The following is a 23,475-nucleotide window of genomic DNA, read 5'->3' on the forward strand; positions in this document are numbered from 1 at the left end:
CCGCGCATCCGCGCGATGTCTGTCAATACCGCGGCACTCGGCCATGTCGGTGATTCCGCTCCGCCCTGCGGTGTGCACCGGCACCGGCACGCCCTGTCGCCTTCACCGTCAGCGACAGCACCACCGCCACCGCTCAACACCTGATTGAGGCATGTCGGGCCTGCGCCTCGCACGACGATGCTGTGTAGTGGGACCCGACATGGGGAGGGTTATGTCCTTGCTGGCCGGCACCGGCATCGGCGCGGTCCTGTTGACCGTATCGGCCTTGGTCCGAATCGGATTGGGAGCATCCTCGAATGAGGTCGGGACGAACGCGTCCGAAATCGGTCGGAAACGAAGAGACGCCGGATCCGAACCACTCCGCGCGAGGCAGGTGGTCGGAATTTCCGACCAGTGTGTCGATGGTGATACCGGCGCACAACGAGGAAGCGTCGATCGCGGGCACCATCCGGTCCTGCCGCGCGCAGAGCTACCCGATTGACCAGATCATCGTGGTCGCGGACAACTGCTCCGACCGCACCGCCGACATAGCCCGCGGCTTGGGGGTGGTCGTGATCGAGGGCAAGGGCGGGTCGAAGGCGTCGGCGCAGAACATGGCCTTGCCCCGGATCACCAGCGACGCCGTGGTCGCGCTCGACGCCGACGCCACCCTGTCCACCCGCGCGGTCGAGTTGATGATGGCCACCCTGCGCCGTGGCTACGCGGGGACCTGCCCGTCGGCGCTGCCCGGCGACACCGCTACGCCTTACAGCCGCTACCGCACGCTGTACCACGCGATCGCCAACGGCTGGACACGACCGTTGCAGGACGTGTTCGACCGGCAACTGGTGCTCAGCGGGATGGCGAACTGCCACCGCACCGACGTGCTGCGCGAGGTGGGCGGCTTCCCCGACGACAACATCACCGAGGACTTCAACCTCACCTGGACCCTGCACCGCCTCGGCCACCGCGTCGGGTTCACCCCCGAGGCGGTCGTCTACACCCAGGAACCCACCTCGCTGCGCGAGCTGCTGTCCCAGATGCACCGCTGGACGGCCGGGTTCGCCCAGACCATGATCAAGCACCGGGCACCGATGATGGACTCCGGCGCGTGCATCGTGATCGCCTCCCAGGTCCTCGACTCGCTCGTGGGCGGCCTGGCCACCTGCACCCTGCTGCCCTACCTCGCCCGGCGCGGACTGCTGCGCGGGCTGCGTAGCTGGTGGAGCCCGCTGTGGGTGCTCGTCGCCGCCGCGTCGGTGACCGTCGCGGCGCGTCAGCTCGGGTGGCGCACCACGCTGCGGTGCCTGCCCAGTTGGCTCGTCCTGCAATCCCTCACCGGTCCGCTGACCTCCTGGTGGCTGTTCCGCGAATGGGTGCTGGGCCGCCGCCTCACGACCTGGACCGGCCGGCACGGCCGCAAACCGGCGCTGACCCCGGTGACCCGACGCCGCAAGGCCGTGCTGGCGACGGGCCTCGCCGCGACCGTGCTGGCGGGCGTCGGCGGGCGGTGGCTGCGGCGCTCACCCGACCAGACGCCGCCACAGCCCCGACGCGGGTGACACCGCACCGGTCAGGTCCGAGGCCGGGAACCGGAGGCGGAAGTCGCGCAGGTGCCACTCGTACGCCTCGGCCGCGCGCGCCAGCAGCTTGCCCTGGGCCGGCCCGCCGTGGCTCTCGCCGGGCCGCGCCCGGCGGTCGCACCACGTCCTGACCGCCGCCTCGACCAGCATCGACACCCCGACCGCCGCGTGCCCCGCGTAGCGGCGGACCGCACGATCGCCGGGCACGGCGTCCACCACGCGTTGCAGGACCTGCTGCACCGCCACCGCCGTCACCGCCTGCGACAACCAGTTCGCCCCCACACCGGCGACCAGTGATCCGCCGCCGCCCGCCGCCCGCTCGGCACGACCGGAGGCCGTGCGCAGCACAGGGGGCAGCACCGACAACAACGGCACCAACGCCTGCCGCCCCGCGTCCTCCCCGACCACGCTGACCGGGATCAAGGCGACCGGCCCCGGCCCGTCCGGCCGCACCGACGACCGCCGGAGAACCGACACGAACCCCGCCTGCCCCAGCAGTGCGTCACGCACTTCGGACAGCGAGGCCCGATCCTCCAGCAGGTCCCACTTGGTCACCACGAACCGGACGACCCCGCCCTGGCCGTCGAGCAGCTTCCACACCCCGGCCATGGCCCGCTCGAACCCGTCCCGGTCCCCGTCGAGCAGCTTCGCGACCAACTCGCCGTCCACCACGCACACCAGCGCGGCGGCCCCCCGGACCCGGGCCGCCAGCGCCCGCCCCGCCGCGTGCCGGGCATCGGTGACGGCCGCACCGTCGTAGTCGACCCACCGCGTCTCGAACAACGGCTGCCCGTCGTCCGCCGCCGCCTCGAACCACAGGTTCACCAGAGCCCGGTGGTGGGCACCCACCGGGGCACCGGGCTCCGCCGCCCGCATCGACCGCCACGCCTCGGCGAGCACCGAAGCGGTCACCGGGTCCGGCCTGAGCCCCGGCGACACCGGCTCCGGCTCCCACTCCTCCAACCCCTGCTTCATCGCGGCCAGCAGACTCGTCTTGCCCGCTCCCGCCGGACCTACCGGAACAACGTCGAAGGACTGCACTTCCGCACCGTATCGACCCCGGACCACGCCGTCGGCCGGCGAAGAACCGCTCCACCCTCCACGCCGCTCACCCACCGCCACCCACGTGCGCCATCCGGGGCACGAGCGCACACCGCCCGAGCGAATCCGCGACACCCGCCGGGCACGCACGCCCTGGACACCGCGTCCGGACAGACCAGCGCCCCACCATCGGTGGAACCTTCGTCGGATACCCACCAGGCCGACGAAGGACGCCCACCAGCGGTCCGCCCCGATTCGCGGACTCCCTTGCCGGGCACCGTCACACCGACCCGACGGCCGGGTGCCCGACCACCTGCCGCGCGGCCAGCCGGTGGAACAGGCCGCCGGTGTCGGCGAACAGCTCGGCGAACGTGCCGGCCTGCACGACCCGGCCCCGGTCCAGGACGAAGATCCGGTCCGCGTCCCGCACGGTCGACAGCCGGTGCGCGACGACCACGCGGGTGGCGGCCGACCGGCGGGTGCCGGCGGTCACGACCTCCTGGGTGCGGTTGTCCAGCGCGCTGGTGGCCTCGTCGAAGAACAGCACCCGGGGCTTCGTCGCGAGCGCGCGGGCGATCAGCACCCGCTGGCGCTGCCCGACCGACAACGTGCCGCCGCCGGACGGCACCACGGTGTGGAGCCCCATCGGCAGCCGGCGGACGTCTTCCTCCAGCCCCGCCAGCCGGACCGCCTCCCACACCGCCTCGATCGGCAACGGGTCGGTGCCGCAGACGTTCTCGCGCAGGGTGCCGCCGAACAGCCGCCCGTCCTGGAGGACGACGCCGCACTGGCGGCGCACGGCCCCCACGTCGAGCCCCGCCAGGTCCTGCCCGTCGTAGCGCACCGCCCCCGTTTCGGGCCGTTCGAACCCCAGCAGCAGCCGCAGCAGGGTCGACTTGCCCGACCCGCTCGGTCCGACGAGGGCGACGAACTCGCCGGGTCGGACGTGGAGGGAGACGTCGTCGAGCACGGGCGCGGCCGAGCCCGGGTAGCGGAACGTCACGTCGCGGACCTCGATCTCGCCGGCGAGTTCCACCTGTCGCGCCCCCGGCTCGCTCTCCGGCGACGCGGCGAGCACGTCGGAGACCTCTTCGAGGCGGGGCAGCGCGGCGGCGACGTCGACCCCGGCCGCGCACAGCGCGACCGTCGCCTGCACCAGCAGCGCCAGCCCCGCGTTGGCGGTGAAGAACCGGTCGACCGGCACCTGCCCGCTCAGCGGACCCGACAGCACCGCCAGCAGCACCAGTTGGGCGCTGATCGGCAACGTCGTGACCAGCGCCGCCAACCCCGCCTGGACCCGCCGCACGCCCTGCACCCCGACCCGCGCCGCCACCGCGGCCTCCGCCCACCGGTGGAACGCCCGGGGTTCGGCGGCGGCGGTCTTGATCGTCGTGACGCCGGCCAGCACCTCGTCGGTGACCGAGGCGGCGCGGTGCTCGGCGGGCAGCGCGGCCCGCTGCCGGCGCACGACCGCCGCGCCGAGCGCGGCGCTCACCAGCGCCGTGCCGACGACCAGCCCGACCCCGACCTGGGTGAGCCCGGACTCCACGACGAGCAGCAGCCCGACCCCGGCGCAGGCGGTGCACGACGCGAGCAGTGCTCTCGCGGCCACCCCGTCCAGGGCCTGCCGCGCGTGGGCGACGCCGAGGACCCGGTTCGCCAGCGCACCGCTGGTCGTCCCCCGGAAGAACCCGGTGGGCAGCCGGAGCAGCCGGTCCCACAGCGCCAGGTGGAGGTTCGCCTCGAACCGGTCCTCGAACCGCAGCGCCCGCAGGTTCAGCACGACCTCCAGCAGCGCCGCCGCCACCGCGGTCGCCAGGTAGAGGACGACGTCCCAGGCCATCCCGCGCAGGTCGCCCCGGACGAGCCCGCCGAGGACCTGACCGATGATCAGCGGGGTCGCCAGGTGGAGGACCGCGACGAGCGCACCGGCCACCAGCATCCCGCGCAGGTCGCGGCCGTTGCCGGTGAACCCCCGGCGCAGCAGGTCCCGCAGGCGGGCGCGCGCGGGCAGCGGCAGGTGCGGGACGGCGGCGCTGTCGGTGAACGCGGTCGCGCCGGCCGCGTCCACCGGCGTGCGCGCCCCGGTCAGGGGGTCGACCACGTGGTAGCGGCCACGCGCGAACACCAGCGGCACCACGACGGGATCGCCCGTCCGGTCGGCACGCCGGCCGATCAGCGGTCCGACGTCACGCCGCCACCAGCCCCGGTCCAGCCGGGTCCGGCGCAGGCGTACCCCGGACTGCCGCGCGTGCGCCCGCAGCACCTCCGAGGGGTCCGCCGGCGGCGCGCTCACCGCCGCCACCCGGTCACCGCGCGCAGCACGTCGCGGGGCTCGCCGCCGGTCTGGTCCACCGGGCCGGTGCGGGAGCCCAGGCCCAGTTCGCCCAGGGCGCGGTGGGCGGTCGCGGCGATCGCGGACCGGTGGGCGCGCCGGCGTTCGGCGAGCGCGGCGAGGAGGCGTTCGTCGTCCGCTCCCGCCTGGTCCACGGCGGCACGGGCCAGGCGGGTCAGGTGGCCGCCGACGACCTCGGTGAGCCCGCCGGCGCGCAAGACCTCCTCCGTGGTGCGGAGGTCGAGGACGCAGTCGTCCTCGGCGCGGAGCCAGTCCCCCACCGCGAGCAGGACGGCGTCCCGCCCGGCGGTGACCGCGTCGCCGCCGTTGACCCGGAACCCGCCGCCGGCCCGCAGCCAGAGCGGGCGTCGGGCGCACCGCGCGCACCGGCCGGAGGCGAGCGTGCCCGGCCGCAGCGGCTCGCTGTCGCGCGGCGGGGGCGTCGGTCGGGTCCGGTCGGACATCGCCTGCAAGGCCCGGTCCAGCGCCGCGCCGAGCGCGGCGGCCCATCCCGGGAACGCCGGGTCGTGGAGTTCCCGCAGCCGGGCCCCGGGCAGCGGCACGGCCCACAGCTCCCACTCGCCGGTCGACGCGGGCGGCACGGCGCTGAACGCCGGGCAGCGCGCCACGAACAGGCGGCGGGACCGTCCGCCGCCGGGCAGCTCCCGCACCGCGAAGACGTCGACCGGGCCGCCTTCGACGAGGTGGGCGAGCCGCCACCCGTCGATCCGGCGCGGTCGCGCGGAGGCCACCGACGCCGAGGCGGTGAGGAAGTCCCAGTGCGCCGGGGCGTGGCTCACGACGTCACCTCCTGGGTCTGGTGGTGCCGGACGAGGTCGGCGTAGGCACCGTCGCGGGCGAGCAGTTCGTCGTGGGTGCCGCGTTCGACCTCCCGGCCGTGCGCCAGCACGACGATCAGGTCGCAGTCGCGGACGGTGGCCAGCCGGTGGGCGATGATCAGGCAGGTCGCCCCGCGTCGCCGGATGTCGGCGTCGATGAGCGCCTCCGTCGCGGTGTCCAGGGCGCTGGTGGCCTCGTCGAGCACCAGCAGCCGGGGCCGGCGGGCCAGGGCGCGGGCGATGACCAGGCGTTGGCGCTGCCCGCCGGAGAAGTTCCGGCCGCCCTGGCCCACCGGGGCGGCCAGGCCGCCGGGCCGGCGGGTCACCTCGTGCAGGAGCTGCGCGTCGGCCAGCGCGGCGAGGACCTCGTCGTCGCCGATGGTGGGGTCCCACAACGTCACGTTGTCGCGCACGGAGCCCTGGAACAGGGTCCCGTCCGGGTCGACCACCGCCGTGGTCGCCGCCCGCAGGTCCGGGTCCAGGTCGTCGAGGTCGTACCCGTCGATCGTGACGCGCCCGCGCCACGGCCGGTGGAGACCGGCGACCAGCCTGCCCACCGTGGACTTCCCGCTGCCGGAACCGCCGACGAGCGCCACCCGCGCGCCGGGTCGCAGGTCGAGCGAGAAGTCGGTCAGCAGCGGCCCGGCCGAGGGGGTGTAGCCGAAGGTGACCGACTCGACCACCACCCGGCCCTCCAGCGGCACGTCCGTGACGGGGTCCGGCGGGGGCGGGGGCACCGGGTAGTGCTCGACGTCCAGCAGCCGCCGGACGTCGACGCCGACTTCCGCCACCCGGGCGCTGACCTCGCCCAGGTCGTCGATCGGCCGGTTCATCGCCGTGACCAGGCTCTGCACCGCGACCAGCAGGCCCACGGTCAGGGTGCCCGCCACGACCAGCCCGCTGCCGACGGCCAGCAGCACGGCGGTGGTCACCGCCATCACCAGCGTCGGGACCACGCCGAGCACGGCGGCCGGGACCCCGGCCCGCTGCCGGCCCCCGCTCACCGCGGCCTGGCGGGCGGCGAACCGCCGGAAGGCCAGGTCCTCCTGCCCGTTCGCCTTCGTCGTCTCGATCATCGCGATCGTCGAGACGACGGTGGAGTACCAGCGGGCCCGTTCCGCCTGGACACCGGCGACGGCGGACGTGCGCATCCCGGACAGCCACCGCAGCACCACGACGTTGAGCCCGGAGCCCGCCGTCGCGCACAGCCCGAGCACCGGGTCGTACCAGCAGAGCAGGACGCCGTAGGCCAGCACCAGGGCGAGGTCGACGGCGGTCGCGGCGAGCCGGCGGGTGAACACCTCCGCCACCGCGTCGTTGGTCTCGACCCGGTGCGCGATGTCGGCGGCAGGCCGCTGGTCGAAGAACGCCTGCGGCAGCCGCAGCAGGTGCCGGAAGAACCGGGCGGCCCCGCTGAGCGCGACGGCGGTTTCCGCGCGGACCAGCAGGAGCCGCTGCACGAGCGCCGCGACGAACGTGATCGCGGTCGCGATCGCCAGCGCCGACACCAGACCGGTCGCCACGCCGGTGTCCCCGCCGAGCAGCACCCGGTCCACGAACACCCGCGACAGCACCGGGAGCCCGATCCCCACCACCGCCACGAGCAACCCGAGCAGCACGGTCAGCGGAACCACCGAGCCGAGGCCGCGCCACCGCCGGGCCACCGCCGCGAGCAGGCTGAACCGCCGGCCCTCGCGCCGGAACGCGGGTCCGGGGCCCAGGTCGAGCGCGATGCCGGTGAAGGAGCGCTCGAACTCGTCCCAGCGGACGGCCCGGGGCCCCAGCGCCGGGTCGTTCACCCGGACCCGGCGGCGGCCCATCCCCTCCAGCACCAGGAAGTGCTCGAACCGCCAGTGGAGGATCGCGGGCAGCCGCAGTTCGCCGAGGCCGGCGATCCCGCACTGCTTGCCCTTGGCGGTCAGCCCGTGCCGCCGCGCGGCCTTCACCACGCCGGACGCGGTGGAGCCGTCCCGCCCGACCCCGCAGTCCCGGCGCAGTTCCTCCAGCGGGACGTGCCTGCCGTAGTGGGACAGCACGATGCCGAGCGACGCCGCGCCGCACTCGGTCGCCTCCATCTGGACCAGCGTGGGCGTGCGGACCCGGCGGCGGGTGGGGCGCTCGGCGACGGCGGTCACGTGAGCAGCCAGTCGACCGGGTGTTCGTCGGCGAGCGTGATGCGGGCCGTGACGACGCCCTGCGAGTCCCACCGGTCCCGGGCGCGGTCACCGGACGGGTCGACGGTGACCGCCACGACCGGGCCGGCGGCGAGGAAGGGCGTGACGTCGCGGGTCCGGCCGAGGAAGGCGCGCAGCGAGTCGGCGGTCTCCGGGAACGAGCCGACCTCGCGCACCACGCCAGCGGCGGGGCCGGGCGCGCCGGTCAGCTCGACCGGCATCCCGACGCGCACCGACCGCGCCGCCGCAGCCGCGATGTAGACCACGGCGCGCACCCGGTGGTCAGGCGTGTCGAGCCGTTCGAGGTTCACGACACCGGTCCCGGTCGCCACCCACTGGCCGGGCGAGACCAGCGTGCCGACCACGTACGCGGTCCAGGGCGAGCCGATGGTGAGCGTGCCGCCGTCGGCGTCGGTCAGTTCGTAGAGCGCCTGGCCCCGCTCCACCCGTTCGCCGGAACGGGCCCGGACGGCGGTCACCAGGCCCGCGCGCGTGGCATCCACAGTGGACACACCAGCGGCGCGGGTGAGCACACCGGGCGCGGAAACGGTCTTCGGCACCGTGCCGAAGACCGACCAGGCACCTGCGGCGACCACCACCGCGGTCAGGGCCAGCGCGGTCAGCCAGGCGGGCACCGGGGCGAGGTGCGCGACCTCGTCCAACTGCTCCGGCGACGCCAGCGATTCGAGGGCGCGTTTCCGGAACCTCACCGACTCCTCCTCGGTCGACCGGGAACGCGGACCCGGTGGAAGAACGCGAACGGGCGCGTCGGGAGACGATCCCGGCGCGCCCGTCATCGTGCGGTGTGGTTGTTACGGCGACACCGGCACGACAGTCCGACTGGCGGTCTGCTTACGCGCGGGGGATGCGGCGACCGGCACCCATCTCGTAGTAACCGCCCGCAACGGTGTCCAGGGCGGCGTCGTCGAGCTCGACGACAGCGGTGATCTCGACGTCGTCGGAAATCGGGTTGATCTGGTCGTTCGCCATTGTTCTTCTCCTGGTCAGACGCGCTTCGGTCGAAGCCCATTGCGGATCCGGAGGTTGTCGTCCTCGCGGTGTCGCCTTTCGGCCACGGGGAAAACGTACGGGCCCGGTAGAGCGGTCGACCACGCAGAAGTCCAGGCGGAATAGAACTTCCGCCCCTTCTGCCGGTTCCGCCGGACGGGACGCTCCCCGGCATTTCGGCGGATACGCGTTGCGGCGCGGAACAGGAGATTAAGCGCAGGTGTCCAATAGGTACCGTGCAGGCGGGGTTCAGCGCAAGTCACCTTGCGAGTTCGCCGGTGCGACGTCGCGGTGTCCGCCGTTTCCGAAAGGCGGCCGGACGGGTCGGTGATGCAGCGGGTGGCGCAGCCCGTCGAGCACGAGGGTGATGACATCGTCGGCCTCGGCCCGCCAATCGGGGCGGTCATGGGCCGCGCCGATGCCGTGCAGCGCCATCATGACGGCACCGGCGTCCACGTCGTCGCGAACGGCACCCTCCTGGACGGCGGCGGCCACCAGGTCGGTGACAGCCTGCTCCAGCGCCCGACTGCCTTCGGCGAGGGCACTCGACCGATCGGCCATGAGCGTGGCCAACGTCCGGGCGAGGCCCTGGTGGGCGTCCATGTGGTCGACCATGCCGCGCAGGAAGGCCGCCAACGCCTCCGCTGCGGGCAGCGTGGCCTGTAGTCGGCGGGCGCGGTCGCACAGCGTGGCGACTTCCCCGTGGTAGACCGCCTCGGCCAGCGCCTCCCGGGTGGGGAAATGGCGGTACAGCGTGCCCGTGCCCACTCCTGCCAGGCGAGCGAAGTCGTCGAAGCGCAGGTCGAAGAAGCTCCCGGCGTCGAAGACCTCCCGGGCCGTGGCGAGCAGGGCTTCGCGCTTGCGCTGGGCGTCGGCCCGCAGCGGCTTGTCGGTGGTCATGCGCTACCTCGCGTTGACAAGTGGAGATGATCTCCATATGTTGAAAAGTGGAGATTGCCTCCAGATCGATCGTACCCCTTGAGGTGCAGCGTGAAGATCCTGATGTTCGGCCGAGGCGTGATCGCCACCGTCTACGGCTGGGCCCTGCACCAGGCGGGGCACGACGTCGAGTTCTACGTCCGGCCGGGCCGCGCGGCGACGTGCGGGGAAGCGATCGACCTCGACCTGATCGATACGCGGCACCGGGTGTGGGGGCAGCGCGTCGTCGAGCAGTGGCCGGTGCGCTACCGCGAGGAGCTGGAGCCGGACCACGACTTCGACCTGATCGTGCTCAGCGTGCCGCACCACCGCCTCGCGGAGGCGACGGCCTTCCTGTCCTCGCGGGTCGGCCAGGCCACGGTGCTGGTGTTCGGCAACATCTGGACCGAACCGCCGACCGCGATCGGCGCGCTTCCCGTCGACCGGATCGCCTGGGGCTTTCCCCAGGCCGGTGGCGGTTTCGGCGCGGACGGCGTGCTCCGCGCGGGGCTGCTGCCGTCGGTCGTCTTCGGCACCCTCGGCCGGCCCCCGACCGACCGGGAGCGGGCCGTGCGCCAGGCGTTTCGCGAGGCCGGGTTCCGGCTCAAGGAGCAGCCCGACTTCCGTGGCTGGCTGTGGGTCCACTTCGTGTCGGATGCCGGCCTGTTCTCGCAGGGCTTGAAGCTGGGTTCGCTGTCCGAACTGGCCGGGTCGACGAGCGCCTTCCGCGAGGCACTGCTGACTGGCCGCGAGTTGCTGCCGATCCTCCAGGCGCGCGGCATCGACCTGCGACGTCACCGGGGCGGTATGCTGCTGTTCCGGGCACCCACCTGGCTGATGGCACCCGTGCTCGCCTGGCTGACTGCTCATGTCACGCCGCTGCGCGTGAATTTCGAGGCGCACTCCGACCCCGACGCCGAGGAGCCGCGCGAGGTCTGCCGGGACACCCTGGCCGAAGCACGACGGTTGGGCATCTCGGTGCCGCGACTGGAAGCGGCAGAACCGAACTTCGCCCGTGAGGGCACGGGTCGAGCCTGAATTCGCCGATGTTGTCGGTCCCGGTGGTCCATCGCGGCTCCTTGGTCCGCCGCATCCCAGCGCCGACCGGCAGCATCTGAACTCCCGCAGCCAGTCGAGGACGAGGCGGGCGTCCCGGCGGCCGGACGAGGCTTCCGGCGGACGGCGCTGGCCGGCATGGACTTCCTGCTGCTGATGGCCTGCCACGAGACGACGACGAACATGATCTCACCGTCGCCGTGGCGTTCCTCCGCAACCCGGAGCAGGTCGCGATGATCAAGGACGACCCGGGTACCACGCTCAACGCGGTCAAGGAGATGCTGCGGTACTTCACGATCATCGACGTGGCGACGGCCCGGCTGTGCGTCGAGGACATCGAGCGCGGCGCACACCACCACATTGCGTCCGCGTTCGGACCGCACTAGTACCCGGGCCAGAACTTGGCTCGGATGGAGCTACAGATCGTATCCGACACGCTGCTCGGCCGCGTCCCCACGCTGGAGCTGGCGGTGAATGCCGACGAGCTGCCGTCAAGGACGACGCGAACATCTATGGCCTGTACCAGCTTCCGGTGACCTGCTATCGGACGGACTGCCATCCCACCCCAAGGAGGGCAGGGCCATGAGGATCGTCGCGGACACCGAGAAGCCAAAGGGCGACCTGGCCGCCGTGTCGGCAGAGCTCGTCATCCATTCCGGCATTTCGCAGTGTGAGGACTTGGACCTGACCCAATGATCAAGTGGTCCACTTTGGACAGATACCCGCTGATCGCGAGTTGCTGGAGCTTCGGCACTGGAACAGCGTTCGTGGTGATGGCGTGCTGCAAGCCGGGCGACGGTCTGCGGTGTTCCCCGGTAACGTCGCGCGGCGTGCCAGGTCGGCGGGAGGTCGACCTCCCGGAGACCGGTCGCGGCGGTGTCCCAGCCGGTCAGCAACACCGAGGAGTTGACGCGGTTCCACAACAGATTGTCGACCTGGGCATCCCCATGGACGAGTCCACGTCCCAGCGGCCAGTCGATCTCGTCCAGTTGGGCGCGCAAGGCGGGGATACGGGCGAGTAGCCAGTAGCGGTCGGCATCGGCCAGGACGGCGTGCGGGGCGTCGGCGACTGCTTGTTCCAACGACGTCAGGGGACGCCACGAGGGAAGACCGGCGGGCAGGAGTGTCGGCAAGGAGTGCAGTCGGCGGACCAGATCGCCGAAAATCGAGGGGAACTCGGCTTCGGGTTGGGAATGAGGTGCAGGTACCGGTTACGGAGCTTGAACAAGACCGGCGTGTGGCAGCGTCGCCGGCATCGGCCAAGCGGCCTAAACGCCGCCGATAGGGCCCGTTGGCCCAGGTCATGGCATCCACCCTGGTATGCAGCCGGTTGTGGTGAGCGGTGTCCTCAGGGCTGAATCAGGCGGGGATCAGGGGAATCCCTGATGGCAGGGTGCCCGACTGCGGACATGCTGGAGGCGTCAGGGGACATCCGCAGTTCGAGGAGAGTCATGAGCGAATTCAAGCCCGAATCCTCCCGTACCGCCGTCGACGCCGTGGTTGACGCCGTTCGGGGGTTGGTCGACGAGGGCATCAACCGCCGTGTGGTCGTGCGTGACAGCAAGAACGACGTGGTGCTGGAGGTGCCGGTGGCCATCGGGGTGGTCGCGGCGCTGGCCGCTCCGGTGGCCACCACGATCGGTGCCGGTGTCGCGCTGGTCGGCAGGTGCGGAATCAAGCTCGAAAGCCGCCAACAGCCCGGTAACCGGCCCGCGACGACGGTCAACACCGAACAGGTGTAGTTGGCAGTGCGCCACCGCGTGCCGTTCGACAACTTGCCGATGCAACCACGATCGCAGTGCTCTGCGGCGCGTGCCCGGAATGGCTCTGGTGGAGTTCCCGAGTACGGCGGTATCTCCTTGGGAAGCAAGGAAATCAGCCCTGAACGCTTCGAGCTGGACCATCCGCTCGTCGGGTTCGGGCAGGGCTTCGGCGGCCACGAGCGTCGACGCTGCCGGCGAGGCCAGGGGCATCGGCTGGCACTTCGCGGCCGTGCGGGCTCGGACATGGCGCGCGTCCTGGGGTCAGAGGAGCCGAACGACCGGCGCGGTGGCACAGGAGGACGGTCCGGCACGGATCGCTTCCCCGGCAAGGTGCTGACCTGGTTTTCCGGTTGGTCGTCCTCCGCGACCGGCGAAGCGTCACCGACTACGCCAGTATCACCCGGTACTGCGGACTCGATCATTCAGGAGTTCGCGGGCGTCTGAGCCAGACCCTGTCCGTGCGGGCAGCGCGCACCGCCCGCACGGACAGGGGACGAACTTGGCCGTACGCCCACGGGGGTGGGCACGAAAAGACGACACCCCACTCCCCAGGACGGTGGCTGCGAGCACGCCAGGGTGATCAGCCGGGCCTCGAACTCACCGGTCACCGCGGACGTCACCGGCGGAAGATCGCGCTTCTTGCGCGAGGTCGTTGCGTGAATGTCGCCGTCGGTCTCGGCGAACCGCCTGGTGACCAGCCGCAGCATCTCACCCGAGACCCCGAGACCCCGAGCCGAGCCGCGATCACCTCCTTCGCGTCGACCTCGCCTGCCGAGTATTCAACGCGAGCAGCACCCGAGCCCGTCTGCCGGAGCCACGTTCTCAACTACCGCCGCACAGTGCGGCGGGCGGAACTCGCGTGGACGACACTCATCGGATCGAGATGAACTCAGCGAGCTGGTCATGAGCGGTTCCCGCGCGGTCCGGTACCGGAATCAGGTGGCCAGACACGATCCGGCGCACTACACGGTCCAGCTCGACGATGTCCTCCTGCGGCGCACCCACCACGGCGCACAGATGTCCCAGTATCTCCAGCGGTAGGGCCAGTGTCGATGACCCGAACGCCCGCCAGGCTCATCACGCTCAAGCCGCCGCTGGGTACCCGTGTCCACCATCGGTTTCTCCCGCCGACCGGGGGCCAACGGACGCCCGCTCATGCCGATGAGTGGGCGCGTGCGAGGATTCACGGTGTGGAGGCGAAGATCGTTTCGCGTGCGATGACCGTGGCGATGGCACTGGCCGGGGATCTGCACCTGCGGGTCGACGACGTGGTCGTGATCCAGAATTCGAACATGCTCTCCCTGCATCTGTTGCCGTGCGGTGTTTTCGCCCGAGTAGCGCTGGTAGGGCAGGAGGTAGCCGCGTTCGAGGTCGAGCTTGCCGGGCGACTCGCCGCGACCCGGAGCCCCGTCGCGACGCTGGAGCCCCGGGTCGAGCCACGGGTCCACGAACGCGACGGCTTCGCCGTGACCCTGTGGACCCACTACGACACCGTGGCTCCCGACCCGGACTTCCCAAGCGCGTACGCAGACGCGCTCCGACGCCTGCATTCCGGCATGCGCAGCGTCGAGATCGCAGCTCCGCACTTCCTGGACCGGGTTGCAGAGGCCGAACGGCTGGTCACGAACCGGGACGCCACCCCCGCGCTCACCGGGACCGACCGGCACCTCCTCCTCGGCACGCTGCACAGCGCCCGCGAACAGATCTCCGGCCGCAGTCCCGCCGAGCAGCTACTGCACGGCGAACCGCATCCCGGCAACCTCCTCAACACCCGCGACGGCCCGCTGTTCATCGACTTCGAGACATGCTGCCGAGGACCCGTCGAGTTCGACCTGGCCCACGTGCCCGAGGAGGTCGCCGCGCACTACCCGGGCATCGACCACGTCCTGCTCGCGCAATGCCGGCGGCTCGTGCTCGCCCTGGTCGCCGCCTGGCGTTGGGACATCCACGACGACTTCCCCGACGGCCATCGACACGGCCGAAACATCCTGACCCTGCTCCGCAAGGGCCCGCCGTGGCCCCCACTCGGGGGTCTCACCACCGAGTAACAGAACGCACCCACATGCCGCAGCCCAGGCACCCGCGCACGCATGCGCATGCCTGCCGGCGCTTCACAGTACGAGGCGGCTAGAGCATGTTTCCCGGGTCACTGGACCGGGTCACGGAGCCAAATCCTGATCGACGCCACGTCGATGGTGCCCTGACAGATCACTTCAAGCTTGTCATAGGCCACCTCCGCTACAGGTGTAAAGACGGAGGCCGCGATGCGCAACAGACAGTGTTCAGAGTGCGGTCACGCGGACCGCTCGCCGTCCTTTGAGGACTTGTCGAGGCCACGCAGCGCACCGCTCCAGGTCGCCGCCACGGACAGCAACAGCACCCACGTGGCGAACACCAGCGACGTGGTGCGCGGCGACACCGCATCCAGCAGCAGGCCCACCGCCGCGCCGCCGACCGGGGTGGCGGTCCAGATCAGCAGGCTGAACGCGGTGCCGACCCGACCGCGCAACGCGTCCGGCGTTACCTCCATCTGGAAGGTCAGGGCGGCGATGCCGAAGCACGGCATGGAAATCGTGAACAACGCCAGCACGACACCGATCATGACCAGCGAGGTGGAGAACGCCATGAGCACCCACAGCGCGCCCTGCAACCACAGCACCGACAGCAGCAACCCGCCCAGCCCGAGCACTCGCTTGAGCCTCGGTGCCAGCAGGGCACCGACGACACCGCCCACACCGAGCGCGGAGAACAGCACACCGATCACCGCCGACGACGCGCCCGAGTCCCGCGCCACGACGATCGCGACCAGCGCGACGCCGGAGATGGCGATCTGGAGGCCGGCGGCGGTGATCGCGATCAGCCGGAGCGCCGAGTGCTCCCACAGCCACCGGACCCCCTCGACGACGTCCGCGCGCAGCGAGCCCTGTGGTTTCGGCTCATCCGCAGCCTCGTCGCGGAACCGCCCCTTCACAAAGGACAGGCACAACGCCGAGGCGAGGAAGGACAGCGCGTCCACCAGGAACGGCAGCCCGCGCGAGAAGTGGAGCAGCGCGCCGCCGATCGGACCGGCGATGACGCCGCACGCCGACTGCGCCGTCTCCTGCGCCGACACCGCCGAGGTCAACTGCTCCTTGCGCACCACGTTGGGCAGGACGGCACCCTCGGCTGCGCTGAAGAACACGTAGAGGACGCCGCCGAGGAACCCGGCCACGAACACGTGCCCGGGAGTGAGCGCGCCGACCAGCAGCGCGATCGGGATGGTCACCATGTTCAGCGCCCTGAGCAGGTCGCAGGTGATCATCGTGCGCTTGCGGTCCCACCGGTCCACCAGCGCGCCGGCGATCAGCCCGAGGAGCAGGTACGGCAGCGCGCGTACAGCAGCGAGGGCACCCGCCGCCGCCGGCGATCCCGTGATGGCCAGCATCAGCAGGGGATACGCGAGCTGGGACACACCGTTGCCGAACTCGGACAACGTCTGACCCGTCCAGACCAGCCGGAAATCCCTGGTGCGCCAGACCGAGGTCGCCTCGGCAGTCGTCACGCGATCACCTCCCCGGGAACGTCATCGCTTGAAGCGCTCCCACGCCGACTGGCGGGTCATGCCCAGCGCCTCACCGACTCGTGCCCACGTGACCCCGCGGGCACGCAGTTCGAGCACGCGCTCCCTCAGCCCGGCCTCCACCTGGCCGGCCGTCGCGGCGATGCGCGGCAGGTGGGCCAGCAGTTCGTCGTCGGTCATGGCTGACCACTCGGGCACGGTCGCTTCACCTCCGCCCCGGTCTGCGGCGAGGATCTCGCCACACGTGCCCACGCACCCGTCGCAGATGTAGACACCGGGACCGGAGATGATCTTGCGCACCTCGGCGGCGGCCTTGCCGCAGAACGAACAACGTGGTGAAAAAGCCCTTCCTGCCAACTCGGACCACTCCTCAACCTTGTCAGCCAGTGCCTGACAAGGTCGACAATAGCGCGGCGATCGGACCGGGACAACCTGGCATCGGCCAGGATGGTCCTGTGCCGCTCGAAAAGTCATCGATGCTGGTCAAACGGCATGTCTGTACTCGTTGACGAGTCCGCCGAGGATGCGGGTACGGAGCACCAGGAGAACGCGCTCGTCACGCAAGCGCTGGCAAACAGGTGCTCCTCGTCGGTGATCGATGCGACATGTGCAACTCAACCCCCGTCGTTGTGTGACCGGAGTGCGGACGTAGCGGAGATCAGCAGTGCAATCGCTGCTGGCGGTAAATCAACGAGGATTGCCACCAAAGCGATCGCCGAAACAGGGTCAGCCTTGGTCGACGAGGGTGGCGGGGATGTCGGTGGCGTCGTAGAGGTACCAGCGGTCGAAGCTCGTTTTGCGGTCTTCGAAGACGCGGCGGTTGACGCTGGTGTAGTCCGGGTCGGCTGCGCTCTGGATGTAGGAGGCGAGTACGTGGCGGCCTTCGCACCGGTCACCGTCGCGGTACTTCTCGTAGCCTTCGCGGTGGCGTTGGTCGACGCGCCGGAGGCTGACCTCGATCGGCACGTCGAGGAACAGTGCGGTGAACCGGTCGTAGCCTTCGTCGCGCAGCCGGTCGACCCGCCGGTCCACCCCGTCGTGGGAACTCATGGTGGTGTCCCAGATGACGTTCTTGTGGTCCTTCGCGGCCATCCCGGTGACCAGATCGGCGATCACCGAGGCTTCCTTCTGGACCAGTTCGGAGCCTTCGAGGGGCGCGATCCCGTCGACCTCCGGGACCAGGCCGTGCTCGCAGAGCTTTTCCTTGGCGTCGTCGGCGTTGAGCACCAGGTAGCGGGAGGGGTCCACGTCGGGGTTCTGATGCAGCGCTGTGGTCTTGCCCGCGCCGGGCAGGCCACCGGTGAACAGCACCTCGCCCTCGTCGGGAGCCCACGCGCCCCGCGCGTACAGCTCGGCGGCGATCTGGCGCTGCCACGCCGCACGTTCGGGGAGCCAGCGGACGCCGTCGCCGTCGACGGTGTGGGTGACGGAGGTGGCCCTGCCCTGCGCGAGCGCGTCGGCGACCTTGGCGTCGACCTCTTGGACGTGGGCGGTCCACTGCTCGTCGGTCAACGGAGCCGGGCTGGCGGGCGCGCCGGCCGAGGCGGTGGCCGGACCGGTGGCCAGCGAGAGCGTCGCCAGCACCGCGAGCGCGAGCCGCGACCACCGCACGCGCGCGGCCTTCTCCGACGTGGCAGCCATTTCCGCTCGACGCATCTGTCCCCTCCGGACGTCACCGGACACCACCGCCGGCACCCTGTGGGACGCATGATCGGTGCATGACGGGAATCCGGCCAGTCGGCAGGCCCCGCGTCACCCGGGCAGGTGGTGCCCCGCCGGGGTACCGGGTGAACGCCGCCACGCACGGTCATCAGCCGCCCGCCGACCTGCCGATCGATCTACAGGACCGGCGCGTGTCCTTTCCACGTCATTCACGAGACGCTCCGGCTTACCGCATCGGCTGCTGTGCACCGAGGGCACCGCGCAGACAGGGGTACTCGCCCGCACTCTGGTGTAGCGAACCTCCCGCCACTGCTCGTACCGCTTTCGGACGATCGTCAGGACGCCCCGTGCCAGGAGAACTACTGTGTGGAGCGAGCCGGAGACCCGAAAGCGAGATCGGCAGCGACCCTCGCTCAGTACGCCTCTCGACTTCCCCGACAACCACCCGAGTGATCCTCCCGGACCATGGAGGCGGCCCGCATGACCGGATCCCCCGTACGCCCCGCAAACCCCGAGGACGCCGACAAACTACTTCGCCTGCGCGTCGCGGCGTTCGACGGCACCCAACTCACCGACGACTGGTGGGAAACCTTCCGCAATGACATGCGCGACCGGCTCGGCACCGACCCGGACCTGCTCGCCTTTGTCGTTCCCGCCCCCGACGGCACGCTGGCGTCGTGTGCCATCGGCATCGTCTACCGCTGCTACCGAGGCCCCACCCACCCCGCCGGCCAGTGGGCGCGCATCCACACCGTGGCCACCCACCCAGCCCATCGGCGGCACGGTCACGCCCGCGCCGTCACCACGACCTTGGTGCACACACTCCGGCAACGCGGCTGCGACCCGATCGAACTGCGCGCCACCAAGGCCGGCACCCCGCTCTACCGCTCCCTCGGGTTCGACCTTGTCGACAACTACATGACGTTGCGATCGGGCGCTACCGGAATCCTCGACACCCCCATCTCACCCAAGACCTCGCCGTAGGCGCGACGCGAGGATCACGGCTCATCGAGCCGAAAGCTCTGTTACCAGACGTCGCTCTCTCCGCCTGGCAGGGCCGACTGACCCAGGAAAATCATGCCCCCTAACGCGAGCATCCCGGCCCCGGTCCCACCGGCCGGCACCGTCGTCGGCGTCCTCACTGGAGGAGCAAGCCGTGAACGCGACCGTTCCCTGGCGACAGGTGTCGACGTCGCGGAGGCACTGGTCACCCTCGGGCACCGGGTTCGCGTGATCGACACCGCCGATCCCGGGTTCCCGGACGAGGTGCGTGCGGTCGGCGTGGCCTTCCTGGCGCTGGCGGGTCGACACGCGGAGGACGGCAGCCTGCAAGGCTTTCTGGAGACCAGCGGCATCCCCTACACGGGCTCCGGTGTCCGGGCCAGCGCTCTCGCCATGCACAAGCCGACCGCCAAGACGGTGGCACGCGCAGGGGGCGTGCCCGTCCTGGCCGACGTCCTCGTGACGGACGCGGTGCCCGGCGGCGTGGCAGCCGACGACGTCATCACGCGGCTGGGCACCCCGGTCATCGTCAAAGCGCGTGACGAGGGCAGCTCGATCGGCATGGCGGTGGCCCGCGACAGGGTGGAGCTCGCGCGTGCCCTGGTGGGACTTCGCGCTGCGGGCCACAGCCTGTTCGTCGAACCGTTCGTCGAGGGCAGGACGGTGACGGTCGGTGTTCTGGAGAGCAACGGGACACCGGAACCCCTTCCTGCCGCCGAGATCCTCGCCGTCGGCGAGTTCTACGACCACACGGCGAAGAACCACCCGGATCTGCACTCCTTCACGTGTCCCGCCGACCTGCCGGACGGGACAGCGATCGGTATCGGAGAAGCCGCCCACAAAGCGCACATCGCTCTTGGCTGCTCATCCCACTCGCGAAGCGACTTCGTGATCGCACCGGACGGGCGCTTCCACTGGCTCGAACTCAACACCCTGCCGGCACTGCGCCGCACCGCCACCCTCCCCCTGATGGCCGCGACCGTGGGCATCGGCTACGAAGAACTGGTCGGACGGATACTGCGCCGGGCCTGCACACCACGCGGCTGAGACCGCATCGCCGAGAACGAGCCACAAGCATCGAGCTACGCGGGGAGCTGGTCCCCGCCCGCACGCCACCGCGTCCTCGGTGGTGGGTGTGCCCAAGGCGGATCACCAGGCGGTTGGTTCTCTCCGTCATCACTCGATCGGGTGGTACCGCGTCGGGCTTCCACGACGGTGCGCTTCGATGACACCGCCTACGTAGGTGATCGAAAACGGACAGCCGCCGGGAAGGGTTCATGATGGAGCGACTGCTCGCACCACACGAAGCAGCCATATTGGCCGGTGATGTGCGTGTTGTGCTGTGCAGCGATCTTGAGGGTGATCCCGACGAACAGGCGCTCGTCGACGCTCTTGAGCATCTGGTGGGCTGCTACCCGCTGTTGGCGGGAAAATTCTCCGAGCGGGACGGCCGACCCCTGGTCCGGATCGACGAGGACCGGCCTGGGAACGTGGTGCTCGGTCACGGCACGAGCCTGGCGGAGGAGATCAACGCCCCGCACACCTGGACACGAGGACCGTTGCTGCGGATCAGCCTGCTGCGTGAGCCCACCGCCGGCACCAGGCTGGTGATGACCCTGCCCCGGGCGTTCGTCGACGCTATGAGCTACCTCGCGGTGCACCGACGGTTCTGGGCGATCCACACCGCCGTGCGCACCGGAGGACCGGTGCCCGCCGAGGTCGTCCGGCCCGTGCTGGGGCCGGCGGTCGACGACCTGGTGGGTGCACGGTTCACCGCCGGGCAGCTTGGCGATTTCGTCGCCCAGCGCGCGCGGATGGACGCCGAGGACGCCGTGGCGGTCCTGCCCACCCTGGCCTCGGTGGACGGCGGCCCCGGCACCGACCTGTCGTTCGGGACCACCCGGGTCGACCTCGACCCCGACCGCAGTGCAGCGCTGACCCGCCTGGCGCACGACATGTCGCTCACCACGAACGACGTGGTCTCCGGTGTCCTGCTGACCGGTCTGCGCCATGTCCTGCGGCCACGGGAGGGCACCGTCCGGGTGCTGTGCACCTCGGCGGTCGACCTCCGCCGCCGGCTGGACCCGCCCATCCCCGACGAGGCGCTCCAGTCCGCGGCGACCACGACCTCCCTGCGCCTGGGGATCGACGCGTCCGCGAACCCGATCGACGTGGCCCGGCAAGTCCACCGCGACCTGCGCGCCAACATCGACAGCGGTGCCGCGGCGATGGAACTGGCCGCGTTCGCCCACATGATCGACCAGCATCCGCCCAGCCTGGTCATCACCAACATCGGCACCATCACCGAGCCCGAGCTGCCCGACGGACTCCGCGTCGACAGCGTGCGCCTGGTGCCGCTGGGCCACCTGCCCATGGTGTTCGCCGTCGTCAGCCGCTACCGGCACCGGCTCAACGTCGACCTCACCCACAGCAGGGCCTGGTACACCGACACCCAGATCCACGAACTCGCCGAGCGGGTATCGACAACCCTCACCCACCTCACCTCATGACCCACACCATCCCCATTCAAGGATGCCCGGCACCGCCTCTCCCGCCTCCACCCGAACGGGATCGTGACAATCCGATGCGCACCTTCGGGGTGTACGCCGGGCATCGGGGTCGTACCGGGAAGTTGCGGATGCCAGCAAGTCGTGCAGTTTGGTGAGAAACTCCGGCAACGTCGCCGCGACCACGCGGGCCCGGGAATCGTGGTTGTCGTACACACCGCGACGGTCGACCGCACTCGGCGGCAACGCGTACACGGGCACGCCCGCGAGCAGACCGAGCGCGAAATGCGTGCCACCGCCGTCAGACCCGAAGCTCACCACGTCGGTACCGTCCGGTCCCTCGATCCGGACGGGCAGCCTGCCGTCCCTGCCGTCCACCACCGCTCTGGCCGGCGACACGAAGTAGCCGTGCTGGAGGTCCGGCAGCGACACCTCGGACACGTTCCGGTAGAACTCGGCGAGCGGCGCGGGAAGCTCGTCCACCCCGTCCGGCAGCGGTCCTGCCGCGCGACTGACCCCGTTCTCGCCCGACGGGTACCCGAACTTCTCGATGAAACCGGAGACGAACCGGGCCGACAGGTCGTCCATCGACGCCAGCCAGCGCTCGTAGTCGAAGCCGTTCACGAACTGCACCTTAGAGCCGGTCTCACGTAGCGGTTTTGGCGAGCTATTTGCAGCAGATCAGTGTTGCGACGAGGGTGGCGAAGGCGCAGTGGTTGTCGGCGTGGCGTTCGTAGCGGACGACCAGGCGGAGGTGGCCGAACAGCCAGGCGAGGGTGCGTTCCATGACCCGCCGATGCCGGCCGAGCCGTTGAGGAGTCGACGCCCTTGCGGGCAATGCGCGGGACCGTGCCTCCGCTCCCATAACCATCGTCGGAGGTGGTCGATGTCGTAGACCTTGTCCGCACGGAGCTTCGCGGGACGGTCCCGGCGCGGTCCGCACCGGGACCGGACGCGTGGCACGGCGCGGAGCATCGGCTTGAGCGCCTGGCTGTCGTGCAGGTTGCCCGCCGACACCCCGATCGCGAGCGGCAGACCGGCGCGATCGGTCACCAGGTGGATCTCCGAGTCGGGCTTGCCACGGTCGACCGGACCCGGACTGGTCGGGGAGCCCCTTTTTACGCCCGGACCGACGCACTGTCCAGAATCGCCCGCCACCAGTCCACCCTCGGTGGGTGCGAGGTGGAAGATGGCGCTGTGCCGGTCGGTCTCGCACTCCCCCTCCCGACCAGCCCCTTTGCTCACAGCGTTCGTTGCGATGTCGGTCGGTCGGAGCAACGTTGCCAGCCCGCCGATCAACCTTCACGTGCTGCGCACGGCTGATTCAGTTGGTGGTGTTCGCCGCGCCGTATCTGGCCTCCATCATCAGTACGGCCTCGTCCACGACGTGTGCCATCGATGCGTCGTCGGGAGACCAGTTCATGAGCAGCATCCGGGGCCAGAGGACGTAGTTGGAGATCATCCCGAGGAACTGGGTCGCTGCCAGCTCCGTGTCGTCGAGCTTGGCCGTTCCCAGGGCGTTCTCGGTGTCGAGATAGCGGCGCACCGAGTCGAAGTAGGGCATCTTGCCTCGCTGGAAGTGGGCCTCGCCCAACTCGGGGAAGCGCGGCAGTTCGGCGATGACGATGCGGAAGAGGGCCGCCATGCCGGGCGAGGCGAGGAGGGCGACGTACCGGTGGCCGATCGCCGTCAGGCCCGCCCGGAGATCGCCCGTCGGTAGGCGGAGGTCGCCGTCGTCCTCGACCTTCCAGGACTCCGTCACGATCGCGTCGAACAGCGCCGCCTTGGTCGGGAACTGCTTGAACAGAGTCGCCTTCGACACCCCGGCCGTCTCGGCGACCTTGGCCAGTGACGTGCCGGCGTACCCGGCGTCGAGGAACAGCCGGGTGGCGGCCTCGATGATGGCCGCCCGCTTCTGCTCGGCGACGCGCCGGTGGTAGGGCGAGGGCTCCGTCGTCATGGGCACCATCCTACGCGAGGCGAGTCACTTGACTCACCATCTGTCGCGGTCATAACCTGATGGCGAGATGAGTCACTCGACTCACTACC

General features: G+C 70.8%; 20 protein-coding genes and 3 pseudogenes. 9 read left to right on the plus strand and 14 right to left on the minus strand.

Annotation, left to right across the window (positions count from 1 at the left end; all coding sequences use genetic code 11):
- Positions 1 to 401: 401 nt before the first annotated feature.
- The gene (locus tag AB0G01_RS22680) at positions 402 to 1,541 is read left to right on the plus strand and encodes a glycosyltransferase family 2 protein (protein WP_360948571.1); all 1,140 of its coding nucleotides are present in this window, start codon (positions 402 to 404) and stop codon (positions 1,539 to 1,541) included.
- Here AB0G01_RS22680 and AB0G01_RS22685 read toward each other — a convergent pair.
- The 7 genes from AB0G01_RS22685 to AB0G01_RS22715 all read right to left on the minus strand — a co-directional run bounded on the left by AB0G01_RS22685 (position 1,503) and on the right by AB0G01_RS22715 (position 9,859).
- The gene (locus tag AB0G01_RS22685; protein ID WP_360948573.1) at positions 1,503 to 2,603 is read right to left on the minus strand and encodes a hypothetical protein; all 1,101 of its coding nucleotides are present in this window, start codon (positions 2,601 to 2,603) and stop codon (positions 1,503 to 1,505) included. The genes AB0G01_RS22680 and AB0G01_RS22685 overlap by 39 nt on opposite strands.
- A 280-nt stretch (positions 2,604 to 2,883) precedes the next feature.
- On the minus strand, positions 2,884 to 4,899 hold the full coding sequence (locus tag AB0G01_RS22690) for an ATP-binding cassette domain-containing protein (protein ID WP_360948575.1): 2,016 nt from the start codon (positions 4,897 to 4,899) through the stop codon (positions 2,884 to 2,886).
- Entirely contained in the window at positions 4,896 to 5,738 is an 843-nt protein-coding gene (locus AB0G01_RS22695; RefSeq protein WP_360948577.1) for a hypothetical protein, read from the minus strand. The genes AB0G01_RS22690 and AB0G01_RS22695 overlap by 4 nt, the downstream gene beginning before the upstream one ends.
- Positions 5,735 to 7,912 (minus strand): cysteine peptidase family C39 domain-containing protein, encoded by a 2,178-nt coding sequence (locus AB0G01_RS22700; protein WP_360948579.1) that lies wholly within the window; start codon positions 7,910 to 7,912, stop codon positions 5,735 to 5,737. The genes AB0G01_RS22695 and AB0G01_RS22700 overlap by 4 nt, the downstream gene beginning before the upstream one ends.
- On the minus strand, positions 7,909 to 8,661 hold the full coding sequence (locus AB0G01_RS22705) for an HlyD family efflux transporter periplasmic adaptor subunit (protein WP_360948581.1): 753 nt from the start codon (positions 8,659 to 8,661) through the stop codon (positions 7,909 to 7,911). The genes AB0G01_RS22700 and AB0G01_RS22705 overlap by 4 nt, the downstream gene beginning before the upstream one ends.
- Positions 8,662 to 8,803: 142 nt before the next feature.
- Positions 8,804 to 8,941, minus strand: a complete 138-nt coding sequence (locus AB0G01_RS22710; protein WP_360948583.1) for a hypothetical protein — start codon at positions 8,939 to 8,941, stop codon at positions 8,804 to 8,806.
- Between the two features lie 267 nt (positions 8,942 to 9,208).
- Positions 9,209 to 9,859: a TetR/AcrR family transcriptional regulator gene (locus AB0G01_RS22715; protein WP_360948585.1), complete on the minus strand. Its 651-nt coding sequence runs from the start codon at positions 9,857 to 9,859 to the stop codon at positions 9,209 to 9,211.
- Positions 9,860 to 9,949: 90 nt separating this feature from the next.
- On the opposite strand from AB0G01_RS22715, the gene AB0G01_RS22720 reads away from it, so the two are divergent.
- A complete protein-coding gene (locus tag AB0G01_RS22720) occupies positions 9,950 to 10,915 on the plus strand; it encodes a 2-dehydropantoate 2-reductase N-terminal domain-containing protein (protein WP_360948587.1) in 966 nt (321 codons plus the stop codon).
- 132 nt (positions 10,916 to 11,047) lie between these two features.
- Positions 11,048 to 11,519, plus strand: a pseudogene (locus AB0G01_RS22725) (cytochrome P450); the annotation flags it as partial.
- A 205-nt stretch (positions 11,520 to 11,724) separates the two neighbouring features.
- On the opposite strand, the pseudogene AB0G01_RS22730 reads toward AB0G01_RS22725, so the two are convergent.
- Positions 11,725 to 12,099, minus strand: a pseudogene (locus tag AB0G01_RS22730) (phosphotransferase); the annotation flags it as partial.
- A 243-nt stretch (positions 12,100 to 12,342) separates the two neighbouring features.
- Here AB0G01_RS22730 and AB0G01_RS22735 point away from each other — a divergent pair.
- From AB0G01_RS22735 to AB0G01_RS22745, 3 genes are all read left to right on the plus strand, one after another.
- Positions 12,343 to 12,675 carry a DUF4342 domain-containing protein gene (locus AB0G01_RS22735; protein WP_360948589.1) on the plus strand — a complete coding sequence of 111 codons (333 nt, stop codon included), beginning with the start codon at positions 12,343 to 12,345 and terminating at the stop codon, positions 12,673 to 12,675.
- Positions 12,676 to 12,792: 117 nt separating this feature from the next.
- Positions 12,793 to 13,140 carry a hypothetical protein gene (locus AB0G01_RS22740; RefSeq protein WP_360948591.1) on the plus strand — a complete coding sequence of 116 codons (348 nt, stop codon included), beginning with the start codon at positions 12,793 to 12,795 and terminating at the stop codon, positions 13,138 to 13,140.
- Positions 13,141 to 13,886: 746 nt separating this feature from the next.
- Entirely contained in the window at positions 13,887 to 14,744 is an 858-nt protein-coding gene (locus AB0G01_RS22745; RefSeq protein ID WP_360948593.1) for an aminoglycoside phosphotransferase family protein, read from the plus strand.
- Between the two features lie 245 nt (positions 14,745 to 14,989).
- Here AB0G01_RS22745 and AB0G01_RS22750 read toward each other — a convergent pair whose 3' ends face one another.
- The 3 genes from AB0G01_RS22750 to AB0G01_RS22760 form a co-directional block, all read right to left on the minus strand.
- Positions 14,990 to 16,237: an MFS transporter gene (locus AB0G01_RS22750; protein WP_360948595.1), complete on the minus strand. Its 1,248-nt coding sequence runs from the start codon at positions 16,235 to 16,237 to the stop codon at positions 14,990 to 14,992.
- 21 nt (positions 16,238 to 16,258) lie between these two features.
- Positions 16,259 to 16,612: a ClpX C4-type zinc finger protein gene (locus tag AB0G01_RS22755; RefSeq protein ID WP_360948597.1), complete on the minus strand. Its 354-nt coding sequence runs from the start codon at positions 16,610 to 16,612 to the stop codon at positions 16,259 to 16,261.
- Between the two features lie 369 nt (positions 16,613 to 16,981).
- Complete coding sequence (locus tag AB0G01_RS22760; RefSeq protein WP_360948599.1) at positions 16,982 to 17,896, minus strand: zeta toxin family protein; 915 nt, start codon at positions 17,894 to 17,896, stop codon at positions 16,982 to 16,984.
- A 486-nt stretch (positions 17,897 to 18,382) separates the two neighbouring features.
- On the opposite strand from AB0G01_RS22760, the gene AB0G01_RS22765 reads away from it, so the two are divergent.
- The 3 genes from AB0G01_RS22765 (at position 18,383) to AB0G01_RS22775 (ending at position 21,429) form a co-directional block, all read left to right on the plus strand.
- Positions 18,383 to 18,901, plus strand: a complete 519-nt coding sequence (locus AB0G01_RS22765; RefSeq protein ID WP_360948601.1) for a GNAT family N-acetyltransferase — start codon at positions 18,383 to 18,385, stop codon at positions 18,899 to 18,901.
- Positions 18,902 to 19,147: 246 nt separating this feature from the next.
- The gene (locus AB0G01_RS22770) at positions 19,148 to 19,966 is read left to right on the plus strand and encodes a hypothetical protein (RefSeq protein ID WP_360948603.1); all 819 of its coding nucleotides are present in this window, start codon (positions 19,148 to 19,150) and stop codon (positions 19,964 to 19,966) included.
- A 281-nt stretch (positions 19,967 to 20,247) separates the two neighbouring features.
- Complete coding sequence (locus AB0G01_RS22775) at positions 20,248 to 21,429, plus strand: condensation protein (RefSeq protein WP_360948605.1); 1,182 nt, start codon at positions 20,248 to 20,250, stop codon at positions 21,427 to 21,429.
- On the opposite strand, the gene AB0G01_RS22780 is transcribed toward AB0G01_RS22775, so the two are convergent.
- From AB0G01_RS22780 to AB0G01_RS22790, 3 genes and pseudogenes are all read right to left on the minus strand, one after another.
- Positions 21,424 to 22,050 (minus strand): hypothetical protein, encoded by a 627-nt coding sequence (locus tag AB0G01_RS22780; RefSeq protein WP_360948607.1) that lies wholly within the window; start codon positions 22,048 to 22,050, stop codon positions 21,424 to 21,426. The genes AB0G01_RS22775 and AB0G01_RS22780 overlap by 6 nt on opposite strands.
- A gap of 43 nt (positions 22,051 to 22,093) precedes the next feature.
- Positions 22,094 to 22,592, minus strand: a pseudogene (locus tag AB0G01_RS22785) (transposase); the annotation flags it as partial.
- A gap of 158 nt (positions 22,593 to 22,750) precedes the next feature.
- Complete coding sequence (locus tag AB0G01_RS22790; RefSeq protein WP_360948609.1) at positions 22,751 to 23,386, minus strand: TetR/AcrR family transcriptional regulator; 636 nt, start codon at positions 23,384 to 23,386, stop codon at positions 22,751 to 22,753.
- Positions 23,387 to 23,475 lie beyond the last annotated feature (89 nt).

The organism is Actinosynnema sp. NPDC023587 (assembly GCF_040640215.1).
Classification (GTDB): domain Bacteria; phylum Actinomycetota; class Actinomycetes; order Mycobacteriales; family Pseudonocardiaceae; genus Actinosynnema.

Coding starts and splice junctions, on each gene's coding strand:
- AB0G01_RS22680 (WP_360948571.1), top strand. CDS start 402: ATGGTGATACCGGCGCACAACGAGGAAGCGTCGATCGCGGGCACCATC.
- AB0G01_RS22710 (WP_360948583.1), bottom strand. CDS start 8,941: ATGGCGAACGACCAGATCAACCCGATTTCCGACGACGTCGAGATCACC.
- AB0G01_RS22715 (WP_360948585.1), bottom strand. CDS start 9,859: ATGACCACCGACAAGCCGCTGCGGGCCGACGCCCAGCGCAAGCGCGAA.
- AB0G01_RS22735 (WP_360948589.1), top strand. CDS start 12,343: ATGCTGGAGGCGTCAGGGGACATCCGCAGTTCGAGGAGAGTCATGAGC.
- AB0G01_RS22760 (WP_360948599.1), bottom strand. CDS start 17,896: ATGGCTGCCACGTCGGAGAAGGCCGCGCGCGTGCGGTGGTCGCGGCTC.
- AB0G01_RS22765 (WP_360948601.1), top strand. CDS start 18,383: ATGGAGGCGGCCCGCATGACCGGATCCCCCGTACGCCCCGCAAACCCC.
- AB0G01_RS22790 (WP_360948609.1), bottom strand. CDS start 23,386: ATGACGACGGAGCCCTCGCCCTACCACCGGCGCGTCGCCGAGCAGAAG.